Source organism: Maridesulfovibrio sp. (genome assembly GCF_965230075.1).
GTDB lineage: Bacteria > Desulfobacterota > Desulfovibrionia > Desulfovibrionales > Desulfovibrionaceae > Maridesulfovibrio.
Map to the genome: position 1 here is coordinate 1,600,226 of NZ_OZ245945.1, position 24,076 is coordinate 1,624,301.

General features: G+C 49.5%; 24 protein-coding genes. 18 read left to right on the forward strand and 6 right to left on the reverse strand.

Annotation, left to right across the window (positions count from 1 at the left end):
- The first annotated feature begins 7 nt into the window (after positions 1 to 7).
- The 15 genes from ACO05Z_RS07220 (at position 8) to ACO05Z_RS07290 (ending at position 14,727) form a co-directional block, all read left to right on the forward strand.
- Complete coding sequence (locus ACO05Z_RS07220) at positions 8 to 1,318, forward strand: diguanylate cyclase domain-containing protein (RefSeq protein ID WP_421901489.1); 1,311 nt, start codon at positions 8 to 10, stop codon at positions 1,316 to 1,318.
- Positions 1,319 to 1,897: 579 nt separating this feature from the next.
- The gene (locus ACO05Z_RS07225; protein ID WP_421901490.1) at positions 1,898 to 2,275 is read left to right on the forward strand and encodes an NADH-quinone oxidoreductase subunit A; all 378 of its coding nucleotides are present in this window, start codon (positions 1,898 to 1,900) and stop codon (positions 2,273 to 2,275) included.
- Entirely contained in the window at positions 2,254 to 2,793 is a 540-nt protein-coding gene (locus ACO05Z_RS07230; protein ID WP_421901491.1) for an NADH-quinone oxidoreductase subunit B, read from the forward strand. Before ACO05Z_RS07225 ends, ACO05Z_RS07230 begins: the two co-directional genes overlap by 22 nt.
- On the forward strand, positions 2,790 to 3,338 hold the full coding sequence (locus tag ACO05Z_RS07235; protein WP_421901493.1) for an NADH-quinone oxidoreductase subunit C: 549 nt from the start codon (positions 2,790 to 2,792) through the stop codon (positions 3,336 to 3,338). Before ACO05Z_RS07230 ends, ACO05Z_RS07235 begins: the two co-directional genes overlap by 4 nt.
- The gene (locus tag ACO05Z_RS07240; RefSeq protein ID WP_421901494.1) at positions 3,335 to 4,486 is read left to right on the forward strand and encodes an NADH-quinone oxidoreductase subunit D; all 1,152 of its coding nucleotides are present in this window, start codon (positions 3,335 to 3,337) and stop codon (positions 4,484 to 4,486) included. The genes ACO05Z_RS07235 and ACO05Z_RS07240 overlap by 4 nt, the downstream gene beginning before the upstream one ends.
- A 13-nt stretch (positions 4,487 to 4,499) precedes the next feature.
- The gene (gene nuoH / locus ACO05Z_RS07245) at positions 4,500 to 5,468 is read left to right on the forward strand and encodes an NADH-quinone oxidoreductase subunit NuoH (protein WP_421901495.1); all 969 of its coding nucleotides are present in this window, start codon (positions 4,500 to 4,502) and stop codon (positions 5,466 to 5,468) included.
- A 12-nt stretch (positions 5,469 to 5,480) separates the two neighbouring features.
- Positions 5,481 to 6,086, forward strand: coding sequence for a 4Fe-4S binding protein (locus tag ACO05Z_RS07250; protein ID WP_421901496.1), 606 nt, complete (start codon positions 5,481 to 5,483; stop codon positions 6,084 to 6,086).
- On the forward strand, positions 6,083 to 6,598 hold the full coding sequence (locus ACO05Z_RS07255) for an NADH-quinone oxidoreductase subunit J (protein WP_421901497.1): 516 nt from the start codon (positions 6,083 to 6,085) through the stop codon (positions 6,596 to 6,598). Before ACO05Z_RS07250 ends, ACO05Z_RS07255 begins: the two co-directional genes overlap by 4 nt.
- Positions 6,598 to 6,906, forward strand: a complete 309-nt coding sequence (gene nuoK, locus ACO05Z_RS07260; RefSeq protein ID WP_421901498.1) for an NADH-quinone oxidoreductase subunit NuoK — start codon at positions 6,598 to 6,600, stop codon at positions 6,904 to 6,906. The genes ACO05Z_RS07255 and nuoK overlap by 1 nt, the downstream gene beginning before the upstream one ends.
- Positions 6,907 to 6,910: 4 nt before the next feature.
- Positions 6,911 to 8,404 (forward strand): monovalent cation/H+ antiporter subunit D family protein, encoded by a 1,494-nt coding sequence (locus tag ACO05Z_RS07265; RefSeq protein ID WP_421901499.1) that lies wholly within the window; start codon positions 6,911 to 6,913, stop codon positions 8,402 to 8,404.
- Between the two features lie 11 nt (positions 8,405 to 8,415).
- Positions 8,416 to 8,700: a hypothetical protein gene (locus ACO05Z_RS07270; RefSeq protein WP_421901500.1), complete on the forward strand. Its 285-nt coding sequence runs from the start codon at positions 8,416 to 8,418 to the stop codon at positions 8,698 to 8,700.
- Complete coding sequence (locus ACO05Z_RS07275; RefSeq protein WP_421901501.1) at positions 8,690 to 10,462, forward strand: Na(+)/H(+) antiporter subunit D; 1,773 nt, start codon at positions 8,690 to 8,692, stop codon at positions 10,460 to 10,462. The genes ACO05Z_RS07270 and ACO05Z_RS07275 overlap by 11 nt, the downstream gene beginning before the upstream one ends.
- Before the next feature lie 15 nt (positions 10,463 to 10,477).
- Positions 10,478 to 12,013: a complex I subunit 4 family protein gene (locus ACO05Z_RS07280; RefSeq protein ID WP_421901502.1), complete on the forward strand. Its 1,536-nt coding sequence runs from the start codon at positions 10,478 to 10,480 to the stop codon at positions 12,011 to 12,013.
- An 18-nt stretch (positions 12,014 to 12,031) separates the two neighbouring features.
- Positions 12,032 to 13,453 (forward strand): NADH-quinone oxidoreductase subunit N, encoded by a 1,422-nt coding sequence (locus ACO05Z_RS07285; protein WP_421901503.1) that lies wholly within the window; start codon positions 12,032 to 12,034, stop codon positions 13,451 to 13,453.
- Between the two features lie 155 nt (positions 13,454 to 13,608).
- Complete coding sequence (locus ACO05Z_RS07290; RefSeq protein ID WP_421901504.1) at positions 13,609 to 14,727, forward strand: linear amide C-N hydrolase; 1,119 nt, start codon at positions 13,609 to 13,611, stop codon at positions 14,725 to 14,727.
- Between the two features lie 70 nt (positions 14,728 to 14,797).
- Here the strand turns inward: ACO05Z_RS07290 and feoB are convergent, their stop codons facing one another.
- The 3 genes from feoB to ACO05Z_RS07305 form a co-directional block, all read right to left on the reverse strand.
- Complete coding sequence (gene feoB, locus ACO05Z_RS07295) at positions 14,798 to 16,924, reverse strand: ferrous iron transport protein B (protein WP_421901505.1); 2,127 nt, start codon at positions 16,922 to 16,924, stop codon at positions 14,798 to 14,800.
- Between the two features lie 2 nt (positions 16,925 to 16,926).
- Entirely contained in the window at positions 16,927 to 17,163 is a 237-nt protein-coding gene (locus tag ACO05Z_RS07300; RefSeq protein ID WP_421901507.1) for a FeoA family protein, read from the reverse strand.
- 119 nt (positions 17,164 to 17,282) lie between these two features.
- Positions 17,283 to 17,807 carry a hypothetical protein gene (locus tag ACO05Z_RS07305; RefSeq protein ID WP_421901508.1) on the reverse strand — a complete coding sequence of 175 codons (525 nt, stop codon included), beginning with the start codon at positions 17,805 to 17,807 and terminating at the stop codon, positions 17,283 to 17,285.
- A gap of 382 nt (positions 17,808 to 18,189) precedes the next feature.
- On the opposite strand from ACO05Z_RS07305, the gene ACO05Z_RS07310 reads away from it, so the two are divergent.
- The 3 genes from ACO05Z_RS07310 (at position 18,190) to ACO05Z_RS07320 (ending at position 21,139) form a co-directional block, all read left to right on the forward strand.
- The gene (locus ACO05Z_RS07310) at positions 18,190 to 19,701 is read left to right on the forward strand and encodes an MFS transporter (protein WP_421901509.1); all 1,512 of its coding nucleotides are present in this window, start codon (positions 18,190 to 18,192) and stop codon (positions 19,699 to 19,701) included.
- 220 nt (positions 19,702 to 19,921) lie between these two features.
- Entirely contained in the window at positions 19,922 to 20,485 is a 564-nt protein-coding gene (locus ACO05Z_RS07315) for a type I restriction enzyme HsdR N-terminal domain-containing protein (RefSeq protein WP_421901510.1), read from the forward strand.
- A gap of 12 nt (positions 20,486 to 20,497) precedes the next feature.
- Positions 20,498 to 21,139, forward strand: a complete 642-nt coding sequence (locus tag ACO05Z_RS07320; RefSeq protein ID WP_421901511.1) for a lactate utilization protein — start codon at positions 20,498 to 20,500, stop codon at positions 21,137 to 21,139.
- An 88-nt stretch (positions 21,140 to 21,227) separates the two neighbouring features.
- On the opposite strand, the gene ACO05Z_RS07325 is transcribed toward ACO05Z_RS07320, so the two are convergent.
- From ACO05Z_RS07325 to ACO05Z_RS07335, 3 genes are all read right to left on the reverse strand, one after another.
- Positions 21,228 to 21,668, reverse strand: a complete 441-nt coding sequence (locus ACO05Z_RS07325; RefSeq protein WP_421901512.1) for an acyltransferase — start codon at positions 21,666 to 21,668, stop codon at positions 21,228 to 21,230.
- Positions 21,669 to 22,068: 400 nt separating this feature from the next.
- Positions 22,069 to 23,667 (reverse strand): sodium:solute symporter family protein, encoded by a 1,599-nt coding sequence (locus tag ACO05Z_RS07330; protein WP_421901513.1) that lies wholly within the window; start codon positions 23,665 to 23,667, stop codon positions 22,069 to 22,071.
- Positions 23,667 to 23,828: a symporter small accessory protein gene (locus ACO05Z_RS07335; protein WP_421901514.1), complete on the reverse strand. Its 162-nt coding sequence runs from the start codon at positions 23,826 to 23,828 to the stop codon at positions 23,667 to 23,669. The genes ACO05Z_RS07330 and ACO05Z_RS07335 overlap by 1 nt, the downstream gene beginning before the upstream one ends.
- Positions 23,829 to 24,076: the final 248 nt, after the last annotated feature.

Genomic DNA, 24,076 nt, shown 5'->3' on the forward strand with positions numbered 1-24,076 from the left:
TTGAAGCATGGAAAATAGCCTGAAAATATTGCTGGTGGACGATAATGCCGTCAACCTGACTCTTCTGGAGCGGTTGCTCATCAATGAAGGGGCTGAGTTGTACAAGGCTATGGATGGGGAGGAGGCAATAGGGCTTTGCCGAGAGAATGATTTTGCCCTGATTCTGCTCGATGTGCAGATGCCCGGGATGGATGGTTATGAAACGGCTCGTATGATTAAAGGCATAGAGTCTTGCCGTCTTATCCCGATCATTTTTCTGACTGCAATCTATAAAGATCCTGCTTATGCCCGCATGGGCTATGAGGCCGGTGCAGTTGACTTTCTCACACAGCCTATTGATCCGCCGACGTTAAGGGGAAAGGTCGGTGTTTTTCTGGAGTTGAAAAGACAGAAGGACAGGCTGGAGCGGGAGATCGCGCAACGGATCAAAACCGAAAAGGCATTGCGAGCTGCGGAGGAGAAGTACCGCAACATATTTGAACGGGCAGTAGAAGGTATCTTCAGGTCTACCCTTGATGGTGATTTTGAGGAAATCAATCCGGCCTTAGCGCGCATTCTGGGTTATGATACCCCTGAAGAGGCTGTGGCAAAGGTTCACACGGATCGGCTTTATAAAAATCCGGGTGATAGGAAAGCTTTTCTGCAGAAACTTATGCAGGAAAAGTCACTTAGCGACTATGAGCTTCGCTTCAGACGCAAGGACGGTTCTGTGATCTGGGTATCGGAAAGCTGTCGTTTGTTTGAAGAAGGCGGTGAATTTTATATTGAGGGTGTTGTTGAAGACATTACGCATCGTAAGCTGTGCGAGCTTGAGCTTCAGGAAAAGGCTACCCTTGATGCCTTAACGGGAATCCCAAATCGTTATCTTTTCTTTGACCGCTTAGGAAAATCCATTGCCAATGCTGGGCGGTACGGTGAAAAATTGGCTCTTTTATTTATCGATTTGAATGACTTCAAACGGGTGAATGATTTGTATGGCCACCATACCGGGGATATGTTGCTTTCCAAGGTTGCAGCAAGGCTGAAATCGCGCCTGCGGTCCTCAGACACATTCGCACGTCTGGGTGGTGATGAATTTTGTGTTCTGCTTGAACGCCCAGCGGACAGGGAGAGTATCGCACGGGTTGCTGAGGATTTTATCAATTGTCTTACTGCATCATTCGATTTCGATGAAATTAGTTGTTCGATCGGTGCTTCTATCGGCATCAGCATATATCCTGAAAATGGGGTTAAAGCTGATGACTTAGTGAAAAAGGCAGATGAAGCTATGTACCGGGTTAAAGAACAAAAGGATCGTAAATACTGTTTTTATTGCTGAGAATTGATCCGCTGAACTGTGATTGTAGCTTTTTTGTCACGGATGAGTTTTAGCAGAGAGGTGTTTTCGCTCGCTTGGAGCGGAAACACCTTCTTTTTTGTCAAGTAGTTATGTGTTGCTAGTTGGTAAGATTTGCTCTGTGTCATTTTGATACTATATGTGGCTGTGGTTTTAGTTTGTGAAATATATTTCTTTCTCTACTTCCTTATGTTCTCTAGTTTTATGTGCCATGCGGATTTGTGTGTCGAAATATTTTATAAAAACTGTATTGAATATGTTGTAGTTTGTGTTATTACTAAGCGAAAATTTTGTTTTACATCATTGTTTTCTTTTCAACTCTTTGAAATTAAAGTTGATTATTTTGTGATTAATTTAACTATCTAAGCTTTAATAGTAGTTTAAACCTGCAAAACGCATAGGCTTCCTTGACACAGGAATGGTCGGGTGAGATAGATTTAGTAAAAAACTATCTTCAGAATTTTTTTAGACTTTTTCCAACGTACTCTTTGCAATTTAACAAAAAAACAATTAGTGTCCGCTCTGTGTTACTAATTTTAAAAACGTAAGAGAGGTGCGAGAATGGTTTTTTCCTGGCTCCAGTTCGCCATCTTCCTGTTTTTGATAGGGGGGCTTCTTTTTGCTGGCGGGCCCCTTATCCTGTCCGCCCTTATTCATCCTCGGGCTAAAGGCGGGGATATGGGCATCCCTTACGAGTGTGGGATGAAACCGCACGGCAGGGCATGGAATCAGTTCGGTATCAGTTACTATGTTTATGCCTTGCTGTTTTTAGCTTTTGACGTTGACGTTCTCTACCTCTTCCCGGTTTCTGTCTGGTATCCCCACACCGAAGGGATGTTCTATTTTATAGAAGTTGCCGGGTTCCTGTCTGTTCTTGCTATCGCGATTATCTATTTTTGGAAGAAAGGAGTGTTCACATGGCCGAGAAAAATCTCCTGACCCCTGGCGGGCATGTAGTAGAGGACGGCCTTGTCCGCCTCGAACTTGCCGAAGACGCCATGAACATCTGCCGATCCATGTCGCTTTGGCCTATGACTTTCGGGCTGGCCTGCTGCGCTATTGAAATGATGGCTGTAGGGATGGCCCGTTATGATATGGCCCGGTTCGGAGCTGAGGTCTTCCGTCCTTCTGCCCGTCAGGCGGACCTGATGATTGTAGCCGGGACGGTTACCAAGAAAATGGCTCCTGCGGTTGTGCGTCTTTATGAGCAGATGCCTGCGCCTAAATGGGTGCTTGCTCTTGGGAACTGCGCTATCTCCGGTGGACCATTCAAATTCAAAGGGCAATACGGAATTGTTGAAGGCGTGGATAACCTTATTCCGGTTGATGTCTATGTGCCCGGATGTCCGCCGCGCCCGGAAGCTTTGCTTGAAGGGCTGTTCCAGATTCAGGAAAAGGTGACTGGTAAACGTTGGTGGCCTGTGCCTGAGGATTTAGAGAAGGAGCGTGCCTTATGATGGGTGCCAAAGTTATGGATGGTCAATTGAGTCTACCGGTAACCCCGCTTATGGTCGGCAAGGGAAGTGTCCAGACCTCAGGGGTGACCATGAATGTCTTCCTCACATCCGATGACATCATACAGGCTGCTGAGGCTATGCTTAAGCAGGCCTATCATTTGGAAAACATAGATGCCCTTGATGTGGCTGAAGGTTTTTTAATCTCCTACCATTACGCTCATTTCAGCAAGCCGGGACGTATTGCCCACCGAGTGTTGGTCTGCCGGGACGAAGCAGAACTGCCGTCTATCTCTTCCATATATCAGGGAGCGGATTGGCATGAGCGTGAATGCCATGATTTTCACGGGGTAAAGTTTGCAGGGCATCCCAATTTGTTGCCCCTTTTGCTTGATCCCGAAACACCCAATGGGGTGCTGCTCAAAGATGAAAAGAGCCGCAAGCCGTTGCGTGAGATTCTCAACCCCGGCGAGATTGTTTTCAAAGGTGAAGGGTTTACCCTCTTTGATGAAGAGCAACCGGAACCGGAAGAGGAGTCTGCATCATGAACACATTTCCCGAAGGTGATTACTACACCAATCATTTTGAGAAGGGTGCAGATGACCACACCATGATTCTGAACATGGGACCGCAGCATCCTTCCACCCATGGCGTTCTGCGGGTCATCCTTGAGCTGGACGGTGAATATATCGTTCGCGCAGAGCCAGTACTTGGTTATCTGCACCGTATGCACGAAAAAATGGCCGAGGTGAAAACCTGGGTGCAGTTCATCCCCAATATGGGGCGTGTGGATTACCTGCATCCGCTTGCTTGGAACCATGCTTATGTGGGGGCGGTAGAAAAACTGGCCGGGATCGAAGTCCCTGAACGGGCTGAATATATCCGGGTTATCCTCACCGAGCTTAACCGTATTTCTTCGCACCTGCTTTGGTGGGGCGCATATCTTTTGGACCTCGGCGCATTTACCCCGATTATGTATGGCTTTGATGACCGTGAAATCCTCATGGACATGATGCAGAAGGTAACCGGAGCACGGCTTACCTATAGTAATTTCCGTTTCGGTGGGGTTGTTCATGATCTTGATGACGGTTTCGCGGACAAGTGTACTGAATTTATCAAACGTCTACGTGATCGCTTGCCCATGTATAAGGATCTGGTCACTGACAACATTATCTTGCGCAAACGTATTGAGGAAATCGGCTATATGGATGCGGACATGTGTAACCGCTACGGCGCGACCGGTCCCCTGATTCGTGGTGCCGGTGTTGAGCATGATACCCGCAGGGCTGAGCCTTACTCCATTTATGATCGTTTCGACTGGAAGGTTCCGGTTTATTACGAAGCTGATGCCATGGCCCGTTACATGGTGCGTATGGAAGAGATCGAGCAGAGCCTGAACATTGTGGAGCAGGCCCTTGAGCAGATTCCCGAAGGTGAGCACATCATCAAGAAAGCTCCTAAACCTACGTGGAAAGCTCCGGCAGGTGAAGCATACTTCAGTACTGAAGGTGCGCGCGGTAAGGTCGGAATTCATATCGTCAGTGATGGCAGCAAGACCCCGTACCGGATCAAGCTGCGCGCACCGGGATTCTCCAACCTTTCCCTGTTTGCAGAGTGTGCGCAGGGGACAATGCTGGCAGATGCGGTCGCGATTCTTGGTAGTCTGGACATGGTAATCCCGGAAATTGACAGGTAGTCAGGAGCTTCATATGTCTCAAATTCCTGTAGAACTCGTAAAATTAATCATCGCATTGGTGGCGATAGCTGCTTTTGTGGGATTGAACGGGCTGGTGCTGGTTTACCTTGAACGTAAGGTAGCCGGATTTGTTCAGCGCAGGCCCGGTCCCTATGAAGTCGGTCCGCAGGGGCTGTTACAGCCGCTGGCTGATGCCGTAAAGCTCATAGGTAAACAGCTTTTCACTCCCAGCGGTGCGGATAAACTGCTTTTTTGGACCGCTCCGGTCTTATCTTTTTTGCCCGTACTTTTACTCTTCCTGCCTATTCCTTTCGGTCCAGTTGCTACCGGAATGGAAATGGACCTCGGCCTGCTGCTCATTCTGGCTTTTGCCGGCCTTAATGTCCTCGCCCTGTGTCTGGCCGGCTGGGGTTCGAATAACAAATGGGGCATCCTCGGTGCGGCAAGGGCAGTGGCCCAGTCCGTGGCCTATGAAATCCCGCTTTTGCTCTCAGTACTGGCAATTGCCTTTATGACCGGAAGCCTGAACCTGACCACAGTGGTGGAAGGGCAGGGCGGTTGGCCTTGGCAGTGGAATGTGTTTTTGCAGCCGTTGGCTTTCATCATTTATTTTGTCAGTGCGCTTGGCGAAACCAACCGCGCGCCCTTTGACCTGCCGGAAGCGGAAAGTGAACTTACCGCCGGATTCCACACCGAATATTCGGGCATGGGGTTCGGGCTGTTCTTTCTCGCTGAATACGCCAACATGATCGTGGTCTGCTCTGTGGCTGCGGCCCTGTTTCTCGGCGGCTGGCAGGGACCGTTCTTTGACGGCGCATGGTGGTTTCTTGCCAAGGTCTACACTCTGTTGCTGGTCATGATCTGGCTGCGCTGGACTTATCCCCGTGTACGTTTCGATCAGCTCCTGAATATTAACTGGAAATGGCTCATGCCCTTAGCGTTGTTGAACCTGTTTATCACCGCTTTTGTGATGAAGTTGTAGGAGGGCGTTTTAATGAGTGTAATCAAAAAAATATGGGACGACGTGACTTCGCTCTGGTCCTTGATCGTAGGGCTGAAAGTCACGGGTAAAAATTTTGTCGATAAAAACGTGACCCTCCATTACCCGCGCGAGACAGTGACTTCCGGGCAGCTGGAAGGGTTCCGGGGGCCGTTGGAACTCATCGGTAAACCCAAGGACCCGGCTAAACCTAAATGTATCGCCTGCATGATGTGCGTCACCGCCTGTCCTAGTAAGTGCATTACCGTGGTTAAGGCCAAGGCTCCCAAGCCCACCGAGGCTGAACTTCAGGCCATGAAGGAAGCGGAAGAGCGCGGCGAAAAGGTCAAGAAGCCCAAGGCACCTAAAGAGCCTGCTAAATTTTTGTACGACTTCTCGCTTTGTTCGCTATGCGGGTCATGCGTTGAGAATTGCCCCGCAAAGGCATTGCGTTACTCTTCAAATGTGTACCTGACCGTCACTGACCGCAAGGAACTTAAGATGGACCTGTTGGCACGTCTTAGTGCTCAGGCCAAGGTTGTTGCGGAGGAAGCGGCGGTGGAAGTTCCCGAAAATGTTGAAGCTGAAACCACTGAAAAAGAGGCAGGTGCTGAATCATGATGGAAACGCTCGCTAAAATCGCTTTCGCTGTCTACACGCTGCTGATTCTCGGCGGCGGGTGCATAGCCGTGGGCGCACACAGTCTGGTCCGGGCCATGGTGGGGTTGATCTCATCCCTGCTGGGCGTGGCCGGAATGTACATGCTGATGGCCGCACCGTTTATGGCTTTCATGCAGATTCTTATCTACGTGGGTGCGGTTTGTGTGCTCATCTTCTTCGCCATCATGCTTACTCAAGCAGATGACCATGGGGTGGAAGCCGGAAGCCGCAGGCCTGCTAAGTCCGCACTGGCGGCCCTGACCTTCATCACTCCGGTGTTTCTGATCGGATTCATTCTGGTCAAATTCCAGCCTGCTTCAATTAACATTCCGGTTGAGGTTCCGCTAGTCCAGATCGGTAAAGGTTTGCTGGAAGATTACCCGGTGGCCTTCGAGCTTATTTCGGTGGTCCTGCTGGCCGCAATGGCCGGGGCTGTGCTGCTGGCTTTTGAAAAGAAAGGGGGGAAAGCATAATGAGTCCTCTTTTAATGTACCAACTGGTGGCGCTCCTGCTGCTGGCTATAGGGCTGTATGGCATTGTCTGGCGTAAATCGCTGGTAGGCATGCTCATTTCCGTGGAGCTGATGCTTAACGGCGCAGGGCTGTCCATTGTCTCCGCCACACAGCTTACCGAAGCCGGAAGCGCAGTGGGACAGATCGCCGCACTTTTTGTCATGGGACTGGCCGCTGCTGAAGCGACCCTTGTGCTGGCAATAATCATTGTGGTGGCAAAACGGTTTAAGTCCGTTGAGACCGACGCAATAACAAGGCTGAAAGGGTAAATGTATGACAGTTAGCACTGAATTCATCACCAGCGCGCGAATCCTGATCCCGCTCGGCATCACCCTTGTGGCACCGTTCTTCATCTGGTTCTTCCGGGAGAACATCAATCGCCGCGAGGCCGTATCCATCTGGGCCGGTATACTGACCTTTCTTTCGGTAGCCTCCATGGTCCCGGATGTAATGGAAGGCAAGATTGTACAGTACACATTGTTCACCCTTTTTCCGGGTGTGAATGTTTCATTCGCTGCGGACGGGCTGGCTTTTATCTTCGCCCTAATCGCATCATTCCTCTGGGTTTTCGCCACCTGCTATAACATCGGCTACATGCGCACCCTCAACGAGCATGCCCAGACCAGATATTATTTCTGTTTTGCTGTAGCCATATTCGGCGCCGTGGGTGTTGCCTTCTCGGCGAATATTTTCACCCTCTATCTTTTTTATGAAATCATTTCCGTATTCACTTATCCGCTGGTTGCGCACCATCAGGATGATGAGGCTTTCAGCGGAGCACGGAAATATATGGTTTACCTGATGGGTACTTCCAAACTGTTCCTGCTACCGGCCATGGTCATGACCTATGTGCTCTGCGGAACCTTGGATTTTCACCTTGGCGATGTGGCGCAGGGAATCTTCCCGGCAGACGCCGACCCCACTCTGGTGACCATCACCTACATTCTTTACATTGCAGGTCTGGCAAAAGCGGCTCTCATGCCCTTCCACAACTGGCTGCCTTCAGCAATGGTCGCGCCTACTCCGGTTTCCGCGCTGCTGCATGCGGTGGCTGTTGTTAAGGCCGGGGTATTCTCCGTCTCTCGTGTGATTCTTTCCGGTTTCGGTGTAGATCTCATGGACAAGTTGGGATTGGGATTGCCGACGGCCTATCTTGCGGCATTTACCATTGTCGTCGCCTCGCTCATCGCTTTGACCAAGGATGATATTAAGGCAAGGCTGGCATATTCCACGGTCTCCCAGCTGTCCTACATCATCATCGGTGTAGCCATGCTGACCCCGGATGCAGTGCAGGGCGGCTTGATGCATATCGCTCACCACGCCTTCTCCAAGATTACCTTGTTCTTCGGGGCCGGGGCTATTTATGTGGCAACCCACCTTAAGAAGATCAGCCTCATGGACGGGCTGGGCAGGCGCATGCCTTGGACCTTCGGGGCCTTTGCCATTGCTTCGCTGTCCATGATCGGGGTTCCTCCGGTCTGCGGATTTGCTACCAAATGGTATCTGGTCAAGGGGGCAGTAAGTATAGGGCAATGGGGACTGCTGATCGCTTTGCTGGCAAGTACCTTGCTTAATGCCGGATACTTTGGCCCCATCGTCTATCGGGCTTTCTTCAAAGCTCCGGCAGAGGGAGCTAATATTGAGCAATATAACGAGGCTCCGTTGTGCATGGTTATTCCGCTCTTTACCACGGCCCTGATCTCAGTCTGGCTTGGACTTTATCCCCAGACTTTCCTGAACTTCATCAACGTGTTCGGTAAATTCTAAGGAGAACCACCATGATAGAAAAACTTGGAAACTGGTTCGAAACCCAGCGCACGCAGAATATGAAGTTCTGGAAACTGCTTTTCGCAGGATTCCTTGTGCTGCTGGTGGTGTTGAATTTCTTCATCCATCCGCATCATGTGGAATATCACTATGACGGTTACCCCGGATTCTGGGAAATCTTCGCCCTTGTTGCTTCTGTGGGCATGGTCTTCCTGATGAAGGTACTCATTCAGCCTTTTCTGGTAGGACCGGAAGAAGGCGAGGATTATACAGAAGGAGGAAACAATGACCATTAACGGTTTTCTCCATCCGGCACTGGCTTTTATAGCCTTGGCAATGGCTTTGCCTTTCTTCCGCGGCAAGCAGTGGAAATGGTTTCTTCTCATTCCGCCTGTGATTGCCATTGCGGTGGTTTTTACTGCTACACTTGGTAATTTCGGGGTCATCCCATATCTCGGCAATGTGCTGGTTCTGGGCAGGGTGGATAAGCTCTCGCTGGTTTTTGCCAACGTCTTCGCCATCCAGTCGCTTATAGGTATGATCTACGCCCTGCATATGGACGATAAGGCGCACCATGCTTCGGCTGCCCTCTACGTTGCCGGATCATTCGGTTGTGTTTTTGCCGGTGATTACCTGACCCTGTTTATCTTCTGGGAACTCATGGCTGTGGCCTCAACCTTTCTGGTTTGGCTGCATCGCACCAAGACTTCCAGCGCAGCTGGTTTCAGGTACTTTCTGTTTCACATGCTCGGCGGTTTGTTCCTGCTCGGTGGGTTGCTGCTTCGCTATTCCGAGATCGGTACCTTCGCCTTCCTGCCTGTGGACCCGCAAGGTATGCAATATTACGACTGGTTGATCCTGATCGGCTTCTGCGTAAACGCCGCTGTGGTGCCTCTACATGCATGGCTGCCTGATGCCTATCCCGAAGCAACCATTCCCGGCGCAGTTTTCATGTGTGCCTTTACCACCAAGACTGCGGTTTACGTTTTGGCCCGCGGATTCTCCGGAGTCTATGCGCTGGCTGTGGCCGGAACAATCATGGCTGTCTACGGCGTACTCTACGCGTCCATGGAGAACAATGCGCGCAGGATTCTGTCCTACCACATTGTCTCGCAGGTCGGTTACATGGTCGCCGGGATCGGAATTGGTACTGCCATGTGTATCAACGGTGCTGTGGCACATGCCTACGCCCATATCCTTTATAAAGGCTTGCTCTTTATGAGTGTGGGTACCGTGCTTTATGCTGTCGGAACTGCCGATTTGGATCGCCTCGGCGGGCTGGTCGGAAAGATGCCGGTGGTCATGCTTCTCTACATGGTCGGGGCTGTCTCCATTTCCGGTATGCCGTTCTTTAACGGATTCATTTCCAAGACCATGACCATCACCGGGGCTGCGGAATCGCACCACACTTTGCTAGCCGTTGGTCTTGAAATCGCCGCCGTGGGTACGTTTCTTTCGGTTGGTATCAAGCTTCCTTACTTTGCCTTCTGGAATAAACCCGCAAAGACGGACATCAAGCTTAATCCCATTCCCAAGAATATGTATGTAGCCATGGGTATCGCGGCTTTCCTCTGCTTTGCGCAGGGTGTTTATCCGCAGATGCTTTATAAGCTGTTGCCGTTCCCGGTGGAATACCATCCCTACACCCCGTGGCACCTCTTGCAGGCTTCCATGCTGCTGGCATTTACCGGGGCCGGGTTCTGGCTCATGCGCAAGGTCATCGTGCCGCATCACGGACGTAACCTTGATTTCGATAAGCTTTACCGTTTCATCGGTAACATGGGTTTGCTTTTTGTCTGCCGTCCCATAGCTTGGGCGGATTCTGTCTGGACTACGGTTTACCGGGTGATCGGCCTCAAGTGGCTGATGGATTCCGCTGCCGGGTCATCATGGTTCGACCGTAAAGGTATTGATACCGTGGTGGATGGTACTGCCTACACCGTGCGTAATATCGGGCGAACCGGGGCCAAGATTCAGACCGGACGTTTACAGGATTACCTTGGGCTGGCTGTGTTTATCGCGCTCTGCGTCTACGGTTTAGTCTGGTACTTCGGATAAAGGGGAGAGAATACAATGCAAGAATTCGCTTATCCTGTTCTGACTGTCCTCGTGTTCTTCCCGTTGCTGGCGGCTGTTGGTCTTTTCTTTCTGAGAGGCGACAACACCATCAGGATGTATACACTGGGCGTGTCGATTGTAGAGCTGGCACTCTCGTTCCCGCTCTTTGCCGGATTCAAACTTGAATCCGCAGCTTTCCAGTTTGTGGAACGCATGGACTGGGTAAAACAGTGGGGTGTTGAATATTATCTCGGTACCGACGGCATCAGCTTCCTCATGGTAGTGCTGACCATCGCGGTGCTGCCGCTCTGCGTGCTTTGTTCGTGGACCTACATCCAGACGCGAGTCAAGGAATTTCACTTCTGTCTGCTGTTTATGACCGCAGCCTGTGTGGGAGTCTTTACCGCTCTTGATCTGGTTCTCTTTTATGTTTTCTGGGAAGCAATGCTGGTGCCCATGTATCTGCTCATCGCTGTATGGGGTGGACCTGAGAAGCGTTACGCATCGCTCAAGTTCTTCCTGTACACTTTAGCTGGTTCGGCTCTGCTGCTGGTGGCAATCGTTGCCTTCAGAATTGTTGGTGGAACCTTCGCCATACCGGAACTTATGGAGCATAATTTTGCTTTCAACTTCCAGTTCTGGGCGTTTCTGGCCCTTGCTCTGGCATTTGCCATCAAGGTCCCGATGTTCCCGTTCCACACATGGCTTCCTGCCGCACACGTACAGGCTCCCACAGCCGGGTCGGTAATTCTGGCTTCCGTGCTCCTGAAGATGGGAACCTACGGCTTTCTTCGCTTCAACCTGCCGCTTACCCCGGCAGCCAGTGAATACTTTGCCCCGTTTATGATTGCCATATCCATTGCCGGAATTCTCTATGGCGGAATTGTGGCTCTCGGGCAGAACGATATCAAAAAGGTTATTGCCTACTCATCCGTAGGCCATATGGGATTTGTCACTCTCGGCATATTCCTCTTTAACCAACGGGGGTTGGAAGGCGCGCTCTTCCAGATGCTCAACCACGGAATCACCACCGGTGGTCTGTTTATGATGATCGGTACTGTATACGAGCGCAGCCACAGCCGTGAACTGGATGACAACCTGGGGCTCGGCAAATATATGCCTGCCTACATGTTCTTCTGGGGACTGTTCGCACTCTCTTCCTTCGGCTTCCCCGGAACCAACAGCTTTGTGGGTGAGATTCTCGTCTTCGTCGGAGCATTTGAGCAGAATCCGTGGATTGGGGCACTGATGGTGCCCGGTGCCATGGTTGCTGCAGCCTATATGTTGCGGGTTTCACTTAAGCTGGCTTGGGGCCGCCCGACATCATGGAAGGAATGGCCTGATCTCAACCTGCGCGAATGGACTTATCTGGTCATTCCGGCAGTCTTTGTCCTTTACATCGGCCTTGCACCGGGACTTTGTTTCAAGGTTATGGATGCTTCGCTGTTGAAGTTGGAGAAGGATGTGAAGGAAGGAGCCAAGATTGTTGCCATGGAAAAGGAAAAGCCTGCTGAAGTGGCCCTTAATTCCCTTAAGGGAATCATCAAGTAAGCAACAGGAGATATTGAAATGAATGTGAATCCATATCCTTTCATGCCGGAACTTTCCATGTTCCTGATTATTGCCCTGTTGTTTGTGCAGGCGGTGGGCAGTGAGCGTATGCGCCACAAGGTCGATGTCTGGCTTCCGATTGCGTCCTTGTTACCCATAGTTGTATCGCTGCTTTCGCTTGGGCAGGAAGGTTTGTTCTTCCATGGGGCCTATCAGGTCGATCCGCTTTCGCAATTTTTCAAGGTTGCTATTGCTATCGGTTTTAGTGTGACTGTATTTAATGCCACCCGCCAGCCCACTTTGCTGAATGAGAAGAGGTCCGATTACTTCCTCTTCCTCGCCATCAGTGGCTGGGGTCTGATGATGCTCGCTTCATCCGTGGAGTTGATTACCATGTACCTTGCGCTGGAACTTTCTTCCTATGCTCTCTATGCGATCATCGCCTTAAGAGCCAAGGATAAGGGGGCGGCGGAAGCGGCAATTAAGTATATCATGTTCGGTGCGGTTTCCACTGCTGTGGCTTTGTACGGATTTTCCTACATCCTCGCCGGAATGCATACTACCTACCTTGCGGAACTGGTCCAGAAAACATGGTCCTTTGAGGCCGCACCAATGGCCGTGACCGGTATGGCTTTATTCCTGCTGGGCATGTTCTACAAGCTGGCTCTGTTTCCGTTCCATTTCTGGTGCCCGGATGTTTACGAGGGGGCAAGCAATGAAACCGCAGCATTCGTGGCAACCCTGCCCAAGCTTGGTGCGGTGGTAATCCTTATTCGTCTGGCAGCCATGTTCAAGCCCGGTTACGATATCACCACCGTGATTGCCGTACTAGGTGCGCTGTCCATGACTTTCGGTAACCTTGCTGCGTTGGCACAACGTGATGTAAAGCGCATCCTCGGTTATTCATCCGTTGCCCATGCAGGTTATATCATGATCGGTTTGATCTCCGGAACTGCGCAAGGTTTGGCGGCTGCTGCATTTTATGCTTTGGCCTACGTAGCCATGAACCTGACCTGCTTCTGGGTGGTCAGCAGAGTTTCCGTGGATGGCCGCAACCTGCAACTGGACGACCTCAACGGTCTGCATAAGCGCGCACCAGCCCTTGCTTTTGCACTGGCTGTGGGAGCATTTGCGTTGGTCGGTCTGCCGCCAATGGCCGGATTCATGGGCAAGCTCTTCCTCTTTTCCTCCGGATGGAACCACGGCTACAACTGGCTGATCATCATTGCCGGGATTAACACCGCCATTTCCATCTATTACTATCTGGGAATGGTCCGCCATGCCTACACCAAGGATGCGGTCGAAGGTACTCCGTTACCGGACACTTCCGCATTCAGTTTTGCGGGTGCGGCTCTGCTTTCCCTGCTGGTACTCGGTTTGGGCATGATGCCTGCGGGCGTGTTTGATTTTGCTTTGAAAGTGGGGGCTGTTGTACCGTAAAACAAGTACGTAATGACTTAATATTAACTGTAAGCTCCTCTGCCGGATGGTAGAGGGGCTTTTTTATTAAATTGCCTTTGACCAAAAATAACCTGCCGCGTAATAGTGGTTCCAGTATCTACTTTTCATGTTCTAGAATTGCAAAGGAGAATCATATGAAGGTTGTTAATCGTTTATTTGCTTTTTGTTTTGCACTGGTTGTGAGTGTCTTGCTCTGTTCTGAATATTCCAAAGCATGTACCAGTTTAGTTTTGGAGGCAGAGGATGGAGCCTTCGTTTACGGGCGAACCATGGAGTGGGGGGCTTTTGATTTGAACTCCAGGCTTGTGGTGGTTCCCCGTGGTTATGAATTTAAAGGTCATACTCCTGATGGAAAGTCCGGATTAAGTTGGAAGGCGAAGTATGGAGCCGTGGCGCTTGATGCGATTGAAAAAGATTACCTTACTGATGGTATGAACGAAAAGGGTCTGGTCGTTGGGGTGTTGTATCTGCCGGGATTTGCGAAGTTTCATCCGTATGATCCTGCTAAGGCTCAAGAAACTTTATCATCTTTGGATCTTTGTAGTTATTTGCTTACCCGGTTTGCAACAGTTGATGAGGTGCGTGAGGGCGTGCAAAAGATTCGCGTAGTATCCATACCGGAGCCAACATTTGGCGGTGAAGTGCCAATCCATTTCACGGTGATAGATAAGAGCGGGAAAGCTATAGTTATTCAGTATCTTGATGGCGAACTTAATATTTTTGACAATCCGCTTCGTGTCCTGACCAACGCACCTCCTTTTGATTGGCATATGATTAATCTTCGTAATTATCTTGGTCTTTCGGCTGCAGCACATTCTGCAAAAGAAATTGAGAATATCAATTTTGCTCCTATCGGGGCCGGAAGTGGCTTCATCGGTCTTCCGGGAGACTTTACTCCTCCTTCACGTTTTGTTCGTGCTGTGGTGTATACCCAGACCGCACGTAAGACTCCGAATGGAGATGAAACTGTCTATGAAGTATTTAGAATTTTGGACAATTTTAACCTTCCGCTAGGGGCGGCTGAAGGTTCGGATACAACTTCCGGTGATTTGAAGGGAATGAGGAGTTCGACAATTTGGACAACTGTCGCTGATACAAAGAATCTCAAATTATATTACCACACGCAGCATAATCGCAGAGTGCGCATGGTTGATCTCAAAAAGATAAATTTTTCACCGTCCAAGTCAGGACTTAAGCGTTTTGCCTTGGATAAAAAGAAGTCGCAAGACATTGAAAATGTGACACCTCGCTAACCTAATAAGAAAAGGGCGGAGAATCTTAACGATTCCCCGCCTTTTTTAAATGGTGTTGTGATACGTGGTTTTACAGATTCAAAGGCTGCAATCCATCCAATTTTTCTGATTCCTTGCTGCCCAGATATTTAAGAGTCGCGTAAATTCCAGCGAGGATGACGATGGCGATCCCTGCGTAAACAGGGTTCCTTCCTTCAGCTATCTGGTAGAACAGGGTTGCTACAGACCAGCCCAGAGCGGTGCAATACATTGCCATAACACCGGAGTAGAAGCCGCCCATTTCCTGTCTGGTTGCGCCGATTACTGCAAGGCAGGGGAAGTACATGAGTACGAAGAGCAGGTATGCGAACGCGGAGTATACGGTGAAGTTTGCTGCAAGGTGCTTGTATACTGAGGCATCAGCGCCGATTTCTTCGGATACGGTTGCGCTGTCTTCGCTGATCAGTCCGATTCCGAGTAGGTCTACGGAACTAACAACACCTGCAAGACCGTCAATAACAGTACCGAAAGCTTCGTTAACCGCTCCGCCGATATCGAGTCCACCCTCTTCCTCTGCTCCTTCTGCCGCAGGTTCTGCAGTAGCAGCGTCATCCATGGATGCGTATAGGGAGTTAACGGTACCGACGATTGCTTCCTTGGCGAAGAGTCCGGTGAACAGGGCCACGGAGGCAGGCCAGTTTTCTTCTTCAATGCCCATGGGCTTGAATACTGGGGAAATGGACTTCCCGGCAATGGAGAGTACGGAATTCTGGGAATCTTCGTTACCGAAAGTCAGTTTGCCGTTGTCGATACCTACTGAGTTAAGCATGGAGAGTACGAATACAGCGGTTACAACGATAACACCCGCACGCTTAACAAAGCCTTTCATGCGTAGCCATGCGCTTTTGAAAACCGCACTGATTCTGGGAATGTGGTAAAGGGGCAGATCCATTACAAAGTGGGACGGAGAGCCTTTAAAAAGGGTGTTTTTAAGCAGAAATCCGGTGAAAATAGCCATTGCCAGACCGGAGAGATAGATGAGGAATACTGCCAGACCGGAATATGCACCGAACAGGGCCACGCAGAACAGTGCGTAAACAGGCAGACGTGCACCGCAGGACATGAACGGAGCCATGAAAATGGTCATGAAACGGTCTCGCTTGGAAGTCAGGGTTCTGGCTGCCATTACCGCAGGCACGGTGCAACCGAAGCCTACAACCATAGGGATGAATGCGGAACCGGGCAGGCCGATTTTACGCATGAAACGGTCAGCAACAACTGCAACACGGGCCATGTAACCGAAGTCCTCAAGTATTGCCAGCGCAAGGAACATGAAGAAGACAACCGGGACGAAGGTTGCAACTGTCTGGATACCCGCGCCGATCCCGCCAAGGGTTACGGTGATCCATTCCGGAGCGCCGATCTTGCTCAGTAGGTCGGCAGGGATGTCGATGAATACCAGTCCGGCCATGATGTCGAAAAAGTCAATAAATACAGAACCGAGGCCGATTGCGAACCAGAATGTCAGGAACATGGAAACAAGAAACACAGGGATAGCCGCGAACTTGTTCATGACAATATTATCCACCTTGTTGGTGAAGTTTTGGCTGCGGTCTTTCTTTTCTTTGAGAACTTTGCAGTAAATGTTGTCGATATGGTTGTATTTTTCAACCGTATCCATAACTTCCTGACGGGTAGGGTGCGAGTCGTGTTCCGGAAGGTTCTGTGATTCTTTGCCAAGGGCTTCGACTGCTTTTGCAACGGAATCCTTGTCCACGGCGATTACGGGAATTACCGGAATTCCAAGTTCTTTGCTGAGCTTGTTGACATCAATATCAAGTCCTTCGCTTTCCGCAACATCAAGCATGTTCAGCAGGATAACGATTTGGTCAGTGCGTTCCTTTAGGTCCATGGTCAGGAACAGGTTGCGTGAAAGGTTGGTGGCATCCACAACGTTTACGATCATGTCATATTCGCCGCTGCGGATCACGCGCTCAGCAACTTTTTGGTCTTCGGTATCAGGGCTCAGGTTGTAGGTTCCGGGAAGGTCTACAAGCTCAACCTTGGCACCGGAAAGTGAAAATGTACCTTCGATTTTTTCGACTGTTACTCCGGGCCAGTTGCCGACCTTCTGGCGCGCTCCGGTCAGGGCATTAAAAAGTGTGGTTTTACCGCTATTGGGTACGCCTGCAATGGCGATTCTTTCGATTTTATGCATGACTAGACTTCCTCCACCTTAACCTGATCTGCTTCATTTTTACGCAGGGCCACACGGCTGCCGCGGATTTCAAAAATCATGGGATCAGAGATTTTAATAGGTGCGAGGGTTATCTTGGTGCCTTCTACAAAGCCCATTTTACGGAGCTTTTGTGAGTATTCCGAAGCTTCACTTTCAAAGCCGAGAACAGTGTAGGTACGTCCGGTCAGTATATTGGATAGATTTATGTTTTTAGTCATCTGTGTCTCCCTGTTAATGACTGTTGCTCTTTCTTGGAGGTTGAAAATCATTGTCAACCGAATTCTTGACTAGCTAGGTATGAAATATGAGTCAAGTAGAAAATGAAATTAATTTTCAATTAAAAAAACGGAGGAGGGAGATCGGTGGAGCTTAATATGTACCATTTTATATGGTTAGATGATGATGAAAGGTCAGATTTTTTAAGATACTGGATAGCAGATTCAAAACCGGGGCCGCTGGCAGGATTACAGATAACAGCGTAAAAGATGTATTCAGAGTTTTCGTCGAAATTTTCTCTTATGGTATCCCCGGGAATGAGATTATCCAGAAAATGGAAATGAGTGTGCTTGCCTTCACAGTGCCACTCTGGGTGTGAAATTACATTTTTAGATGACTCGATAGGGCCGTCATGCTCATGATGGCTGAAGTGCCCATGAAGCTCATCACAGTGGGGGTAGTCATCTGTGTCATGGACTCCACAATCACAATCTTCATTACAATGATATGCGATGGGGCCACCAAGGTGACTATGGGTGACAGTTTCTATTCCGAAAACGTGGCAATGCTCGTGGCTGTCCGCATACGGTGTAATTAGGACCGTGATGATAAGAGCCAGAATTGAGCTGCGTATGATGATATGCATTTTTGCCATAGTAATTAATTGAAATGAAGATTGAGAATCAAAATCGATTAATGTCTATGCTTTGGTGAATGTAAGGTCAAGAGGAAAATGAAAATTATTTTCAATAAAGTTGCTTTTCAGAAGTGTAAAAATCAGTGGAACTCACAAACTTGCGAAAGCTGCCTAAAGATTTTACTATGTTAAGCGATGCAGAACTCATAGGGAGTTTTGCTTCAAGGATAGAGAAGGGTGGGCGACCTGATCGGCAGGTCGTCCTCCCTTCTTTTTTTTGTTGAGAGTGAGTTGTTTCGTCACCTTCCCGCCATGAAGCATCACAATTCATTATGTAATCCTCCGATTTAAAGACAAACAAGCCTCCATCATGCTATCGGAAGGAGAACATATGAATTTTTATCGGGGAGAAGGCCGCATGGTTGTTATGGATGAATCTGGTGAAGTGGCTGCCAGATCAGTGCAGGATTATATAGACGAAACTCCGTATTGGGCAGATGGAACTGTTGCTCCGTCTTCGCCCATGACCGCCATGCAGTGGCGAATCTGGTTTCTGGCTTCTGCCGGGAAGTTTTTTGAGGGCATGGTCGTTTTCATGACCGGGGTAGCCCTTCCGCTGATTGTCCGCGAGTTTAATTTAGGAGCCATGGAAAAGGGAACTGTCAGTGCTGCAACTCTTTTCGGGATATTGATCGGAGCCACTGCGCTCGGTGGATTGGCTGACCATTACGGGCGCAAGAATATGTTTATCGTTGAAATGGTCCTTTTTGTGGCCTGTCTGGTAGCCCTTGTTTTCAGTCCAAATTATATTTTTTTGGTCACGTTTCTGTTCGGTATGGGCTTGGCTTTGGGGTGCGATTATCCCACTGCGCATATGGTTATCTCTGAATCCATTCCAAGTAATGATCGCGGCAGGTTGGTACTGAGTGCTTTCGCTTTTCAGGCCATCGGCGCTCTTGTGGGAACGGCCATCGGTTACCTCATCCTTCATAAAGCTCCTGAGCTTAGTGCATGGCGCTACATGTATGGAGCGGCGATTATCCCGGCGATCCTTGTGGTTGTCGGCAGGTTCTACATACCGGACAGTAGTCACTGGCTGGTTTCCAAAGGCCGCATCAGGGAAGCCGAAGAAGCATTGCGCCGTTTGCTGCATCGCAAACCGCATTATCCTAAAGTGATTAAGATTGCACCGCCGGTTGAGAATGGCAACGGTTATGTAAAGGAGAATGGCAAGGGTTCTTACGCTGACCTATTTAAAGGTAAAAATATACGGTCTACAATTCTTGCTTCGGTTCCATGGTTTCTGCAGGACTTGGGGACATACGGAATCGGTATATTTACTCCGACTATTCTCGGTTCGGTAATCGGAGCAAAAGCCGTTTATGAGCGAAATGTGGCTGATCTGATTCATAATGATATGCTGGCAGCCAAGGGTGCAGCTTTTATTGATGTGCTCCTGTTGGTAGGAATTATTGCTGCTGTTTTCATGGCTGACAAAGTGGGGCGTATCAAGCTTCAGGTAGTCGGATTTATCGGCTGTGCAATCGGGTTATTTCTCGCTTCCATGTCTATGACCGTTCATTCAGATTCATCCATGTCCATGACTTTGCTGTTCAGCGGATTCATGCTTTTCAGTTTTATGACCAACATGGGGCCAAATGCTATCACTTACCTGCTGGCCGGGGAAGTATTCCCCACAAATATCAGGGGTAAGGGGGCAGGTTTCGCGGCGTCATTTGCCAAGATCGGTGCGGTTGCAACAGCTTTCTTTTTCCCAGTATTGCTTAAGGATTTCGGTACAGGACTAATTTTGACATTTCTGGTTGGCTGTTCCTTTCTTGGGGCCATTGTTACCTGGCTTTTTCGTATTGAAACCAGCGGGGTTAATCTCGAAGAACTCTAAATTTCCCTCACCTTCTTCCACTAAAGTCTTGTCCCAATATTGGGGGCAGGGCTTTTTCTTTTTTTGACTACTTGCACAACAACCCAGCATGCTTATATAATTCGTGAACAAATTAACTAAAACCCGACGGCCCCTATCAAAACGTTTTGGGATTCTTTAACCCTTTTGGAAAAGGGTTTAAGCCCCGGAGGGACCGCCGGTAGGCCCGCCGGAGGCAAATATGCATGAAGTAAGTATGGGTGGAACATTACGTGATTACTTGAGTGGCGAAGAGATTGAAGAAACCACTTACGAGGAATTTCGTCAGGCATTGGCAAAGCTACTGGTGGAAGAGCTGGGTTATCCCAAGGATTCCCTGAAAGCCAAGATTGATCTTTGTTTCGAGATAGACGGCGAGGAAATGTGCCGTACTATGGACCTTGTCATCCATGATAAAGTCGGCCTGCCGATTATGCTGGTCATGTTCTGCGCCGGGGATGTGGGCAGTTATGAACGTGAAGCCGTTTGTGCGGGTAAACTCTTTCAGGGCGGGCCTGTTCCTTACGTGGTTATCTCAGATTCCATGGATGCATTTTTGCTGGATGCCATTTCAGGTAAGACTTTGGCTCACGGCATGAAGTCCGTGCCCAGCTATGAAGAACTGCTGAAGATGACCGCTGACTACAAGCGTGAACCGCTTCCGGCAGAAAAAAGAACCAAGATTGAGCGTATCTTTTATACTTACACTGGATTTCTGCAGGGTACCTGCTGTAGCGATTCCTGTTCTTTGCCGCCTAAGAAGTAAGGGGAATACTCTATGGACCATCCGCTTTTAGAGCAGACCGTCGAGTCACTTAAAAAGAATAAATTCAAAGTTTATGTTGCTGATGATCCAGAGCAGGCTAAAGGTATCATCATAAATGAAGTCCTGCCGGAAATAGGTCCCGGTCTGGTTTCATACGGAGACTCTGAAACTCTGTTCGATACCGGGGCACTGGGAGAAATCAAGGCCATGTCCGGTAAAGACGGCTGGCAGTTCCTTGATACCTTTGAAGAAGGCGTAGAGCGGGCTGAAATATTGCAAAGACGGCGTGATGCCTTGCAGGCCGATATATTCTTTACCGGAAGTAATGCCCTGACCGCCAAAGGCCAGCTGGTCAACCTCGATATGGTTGGCAATCGCGTCGGCGGGATTGTCTGGGGGCCACATCATGTGGTGCTGACTATAGGTACCAACAAGCTGGTTGAAGACCTCGATCAAGCCATGTCACGTATCCGTGAGATTGCCGCACCGAAGAATGCTGCCCGGCACAATTGCAAGACTCCCTGCGCCAAGACCGGGAAGTGTCTGGACTGCAACAGTCCGGAGCGTATCTGTAATGTCTGGACAATTACCGAGAAGAGTTGGCCTGCGGGCAGGATTTCGGTGGTTTTGATTAAAGGGGATTATGGATTGTAATCCGTTTTCAAATTTACTCATGAATAAAGCCCGCTATGACATCTTAGTCATTGCGGGCTTTATTCTTTTCAACCGTAAAATTTAAATATTACCCGTCTACCAAGGGATTGATCCCTTCTTCGTAAAACACATCGGGAGTCCATGTTACGTTGTTCTTAATCACCTTTGCGGGGTTGCCGGCAGCAAGGCTCTGTGGCGGAAGTTCTTTACTGAGAACAGTCCGGGCTCCAATTATTGAATCGCGCCCAATTGTTGCCCCTTTCAACAGCACTGCCTCATAGCCAATCCAGACATGGTTGGCGATGGTTATATCCCGGCCATAGTTGAGACGCTTTCCTGTCTTGGCGTCAACAATCGAGTGGGCATCTCCGGTCCATGCATGTACTCTGTCACTGATGAGGCAATCCTCGCCGATAACGAGTTTGGTGCCGACTTCAGATGAAATCAACTCCGCATCAACAATTACGGTTCTTGCTCCTATCGCTATCAGGCCTCCTCCATGGATAAGACGTAAAAGGCCTGCGTCCATTCGAACATCACTGCCTATAAAAAGGCGATGATGATCACCACGTAGAACTATCTTTACTGATCCTAGTCGGGCGCTGGGGTGGATTTTAATGGTGTTATCATTGCCTATAATGTCTATGCTTGCTCGAGATATACTTGGACTTTCGTACTCAAGAGAATTCCTATCTCCACAGATGTTGATATTGTCATTGCTGCTGTTTGGCATTTGAACACTACTTTCACTCATTATGTATTCATCCCTTAGGGACAGGATGTACTCAATTTGTTGGGACAAGTTCTATTTTCTAACTAATAGAAGTTCTATATCCACTTTGTTGTTAGCGCGTCAAACCCCTGCTTAAACAAAAAAGGGCGTAAACCAGTACAGGTTACGCCCTTGATTTTTACTCATTTCAGTTGCTCTAGATATTAGCCCAGCAAAGCTTCAGATGTTCTTTGTTCATCTTTGGTGTAATCGTCGCTACCCCGATAGCCAGTGCCAGCGAGATGGGCAGGGCTACCACGTTGGGGTCAACCCATTGCAGCAGCCAGAGCCATGAGCCTTTGGCGGCGGAGGATACGAGGGTGTCCATTCCGGTCAGGGTCTTGCAGAGCCCGATGGCCTTGGCTTCCTTGGCATGCACGAACAGCAGCCAGAACATGGAAGAGCTGAAGCCGCCTACCATGGATACCTTTGCTGCCTTCTTGGTCATGCCTTTCCAGTACAGGCCCAGCAGATAGATGGGCAGGAAGGATGCGGCGCAGAGTCCGAAGAAGAAGGCCGTTGCGCGGGCAATGATGGACGGAGGCAGAACCCATGCCCAGAGGATTGCAGCCAGCAGGGTGATACCGACTCCAATTTTGGTGATCTTTACGGATTTTTCAGCCGGGACATTTACAAATCTTTCGAAGAAATCACGGCCCAGAGCGGTCCCGCCCACGTGGTACTGGGAGGACAGGGTGGACATCCCGGCAGCAAGCATTGCCAGCAGGAAGAGAGCGGAGAACCATGAAGGCATCATCTGCTCGATGTACATGGGAATTATCTTGTCCATGTTTCCGCCAGCAACGGCAATGGAGATCTTCCCTACCTCTTTATAGAAAACAGCGTTGGAAAGTGCTCCGGTCAGGAAGGCTACCCCGGTCATGAGCGGGATGAAGATTCCGCCGTAAAGTACCGCGCGGTTAAGCTCGCGGTCAGAGGGGACAGTCATGAAACGTACTGCCAATTGCGGCTGGGCCAGTACGCCGATACCCACGCCGTAAACAATAGTGGTGTAGATAACCAGCCAGAGTGGGGTTCCGAATTTCGCGCCTTGGGTCCAGCCTATCATGCCTCCTTTCTGGAGCTTGGCAGGCATGAGATTGACCATGTCGGTCAGGGCTTGATGCGCTTCAGTTACGCCTCCGAGCATTGAATAGGTGGAGACAATGAGAATAATCATCATAATGGCCATGATCAGCCCCTGAAAAGCATCAGTGTACATGACCGCTTTCATGCCGCCGGTGATGACATAACCGGCCAGAATGAAACTGATCACCAGCAGGGCAGTGTCGTAGGGGAGGCCGAAGGAAATTTCCATCATGCGTGAAATGCCGATCAGTACCGCAGCAGCGTAAACAGGAATGAAGAGAAAGATTATCCCGCCTGCAAAGCCCTGAATGAACTTGGAGTCGTAACGACGACCCAGCAGTTCCGGGAAGGTGTGGCTTTCAAGGGCCAGTCCCATTCTGCGGGTGCGCTTGCCGAAAAAGACCATGGCGATGAGTACACCGACCACAATTGTGGCAAGGGTCAGCCAGAGCAGGGGGAATCCGAACAGTCCTGCCGCTCCGCCGAAACCGATGATTGCGGATGTGGAAACAAAAGTTGCGCCGTAGGACATAGCCATGATGAACGGGTTCATCTGCCGTCCGGCGAGCATGTAGTCAGTGGATTTTTTGGTGGATTGCCAGCCTTTGAAACCGAGATAGAAGATTACGGAAAGGTAGATGCAGGTAATGACGATCTTGGTAACCATTACTTATCCCCTTTTCCTTTTACTTCCACATTCAGCGCGGTGGCATCGGGTTTGCCTCTGTTATTCCAGTTCAGGATTCCATAAGCCACACAGCCGAGCGAAGAGAGAATACAGAGCCAGAAGACTGCTGCAATCTCAACGCTTCCAAGTCCTAACATCATTTGAAGCCTCCAGATTTCAAAAATGGTTAAATTTGTAAAATTGTAGCTTTTAGTTGAAAAGACGGAGTTTTTTGGAGGAGCAGGCGGTTTGCGGAAACCCGGGGCAGGAAATAAAAAAGGCCGCGGGCTGGTTGCCTGCGGCCTGGGAGAAAACTCTTTCAACTATCGCTTATGCGAGTGAACACCTCCAGACCACAGGGCTGGTAAAGCTAAAAAAGTTAAAAAAGAAGAATAGAGCTTTGTTGGTG

Excerpts from the sequence above, each read along its gene's own strand:
- ACO05Z_RS07220 (WP_421901489.1), top strand. The coding sequence starts at position 8 with ATGGAAAATAGCCTGAAAATATTGCTGGTGGACGATAATGCCGTCAAC.
- ACO05Z_RS07225 (WP_421901490.1), top strand. The coding sequence starts at position 1,898 with ATGGTTTTTTCCTGGCTCCAGTTCGCCATCTTCCTGTTTTTGATAGGG.
- ACO05Z_RS07230 (WP_421901491.1), top strand. The coding sequence starts at position 2,254 with ATGGCCGAGAAAAATCTCCTGACCCCTGGCGGGCATGTAGTAGAGGAC.
- ACO05Z_RS07235 (WP_421901493.1), top strand. The coding sequence starts at position 2,790 with ATGATGGGTGCCAAAGTTATGGATGGTCAATTGAGTCTACCGGTAACC.
- ACO05Z_RS07240 (WP_421901494.1), top strand. The coding sequence starts at position 3,335 with ATGAACACATTTCCCGAAGGTGATTACTACACCAATCATTTTGAGAAG.
- nuoH (WP_421901495.1), top strand. The coding sequence starts at position 4,500 with ATGTCTCAAATTCCTGTAGAACTCGTAAAATTAATCATCGCATTGGTG.
- ACO05Z_RS07250 (WP_421901496.1), top strand. The coding sequence starts at position 5,481 with ATGAGTGTAATCAAAAAAATATGGGACGACGTGACTTCGCTCTGGTCC.
- ACO05Z_RS07255 (WP_421901497.1), top strand. The coding sequence starts at position 6,083 with ATGATGGAAACGCTCGCTAAAATCGCTTTCGCTGTCTACACGCTGCTG.
- nuoK (WP_421901498.1), top strand. The coding sequence starts at position 6,598 with ATGAGTCCTCTTTTAATGTACCAACTGGTGGCGCTCCTGCTGCTGGCT.
- ACO05Z_RS07265 (WP_421901499.1), top strand. The coding sequence starts at position 6,911 with ATGACAGTTAGCACTGAATTCATCACCAGCGCGCGAATCCTGATCCCG.
- ACO05Z_RS07270 (WP_421901500.1), top strand. The coding sequence starts at position 8,416 with ATGATAGAAAAACTTGGAAACTGGTTCGAAACCCAGCGCACGCAGAAT.
- ACO05Z_RS07275 (WP_421901501.1), top strand. The coding sequence starts at position 8,690 with ATGACCATTAACGGTTTTCTCCATCCGGCACTGGCTTTTATAGCCTTG.
- ACO05Z_RS07280 (WP_421901502.1), top strand. The coding sequence starts at position 10,478 with ATGCAAGAATTCGCTTATCCTGTTCTGACTGTCCTCGTGTTCTTCCCG.
- ACO05Z_RS07285 (WP_421901503.1), top strand. The coding sequence starts at position 12,032 with ATGAATGTGAATCCATATCCTTTCATGCCGGAACTTTCCATGTTCCTG.
- ACO05Z_RS07290 (WP_421901504.1), top strand. The coding sequence starts at position 13,609 with ATGAAGGTTGTTAATCGTTTATTTGCTTTTTGTTTTGCACTGGTTGTG.
- feoB (WP_421901505.1), bottom strand. The coding sequence starts at position 16,924 with ATGCATAAAATCGAAAGAATCGCCATTGCAGGCGTACCCAATAGCGGT.
- ACO05Z_RS07300 (WP_421901507.1), bottom strand. The coding sequence starts at position 17,163 with ATGACTAAAAACATAAATCTATCCAATATACTGACCGGACGTACCTAC.
- ACO05Z_RS07305 (WP_421901508.1), bottom strand. The coding sequence starts at position 17,807 with ATGCATATCATCATACGCAGCTCAATTCTGGCTCTTATCATCACGGTC.
- ACO05Z_RS07310 (WP_421901509.1), top strand. The coding sequence starts at position 18,190 with ATGAATTTTTATCGGGGAGAAGGCCGCATGGTTGTTATGGATGAATCT.
- ACO05Z_RS07315 (WP_421901510.1), top strand. The coding sequence starts at position 19,922 with ATGCATGAAGTAAGTATGGGTGGAACATTACGTGATTACTTGAGTGGC.
- ACO05Z_RS07320 (WP_421901511.1), top strand. The coding sequence starts at position 20,498 with ATGGACCATCCGCTTTTAGAGCAGACCGTCGAGTCACTTAAAAAGAAT.
- ACO05Z_RS07325 (WP_421901512.1), bottom strand. The coding sequence starts at position 21,668 with ATGGACGCAGGCCTTTTACGTCTTATCCATGGAGGAGGCCTGATAGCG.
- ACO05Z_RS07330 (WP_421901513.1), bottom strand. The coding sequence starts at position 23,667 with ATGGTTACCAAGATCGTCATTACCTGCATCTACCTTTCCGTAATCTTC.
- ACO05Z_RS07335 (WP_421901514.1), bottom strand. The coding sequence starts at position 23,828 with ATGATGTTAGGACTTGGAAGCGTTGAGATTGCAGCAGTCTTCTGGCTC.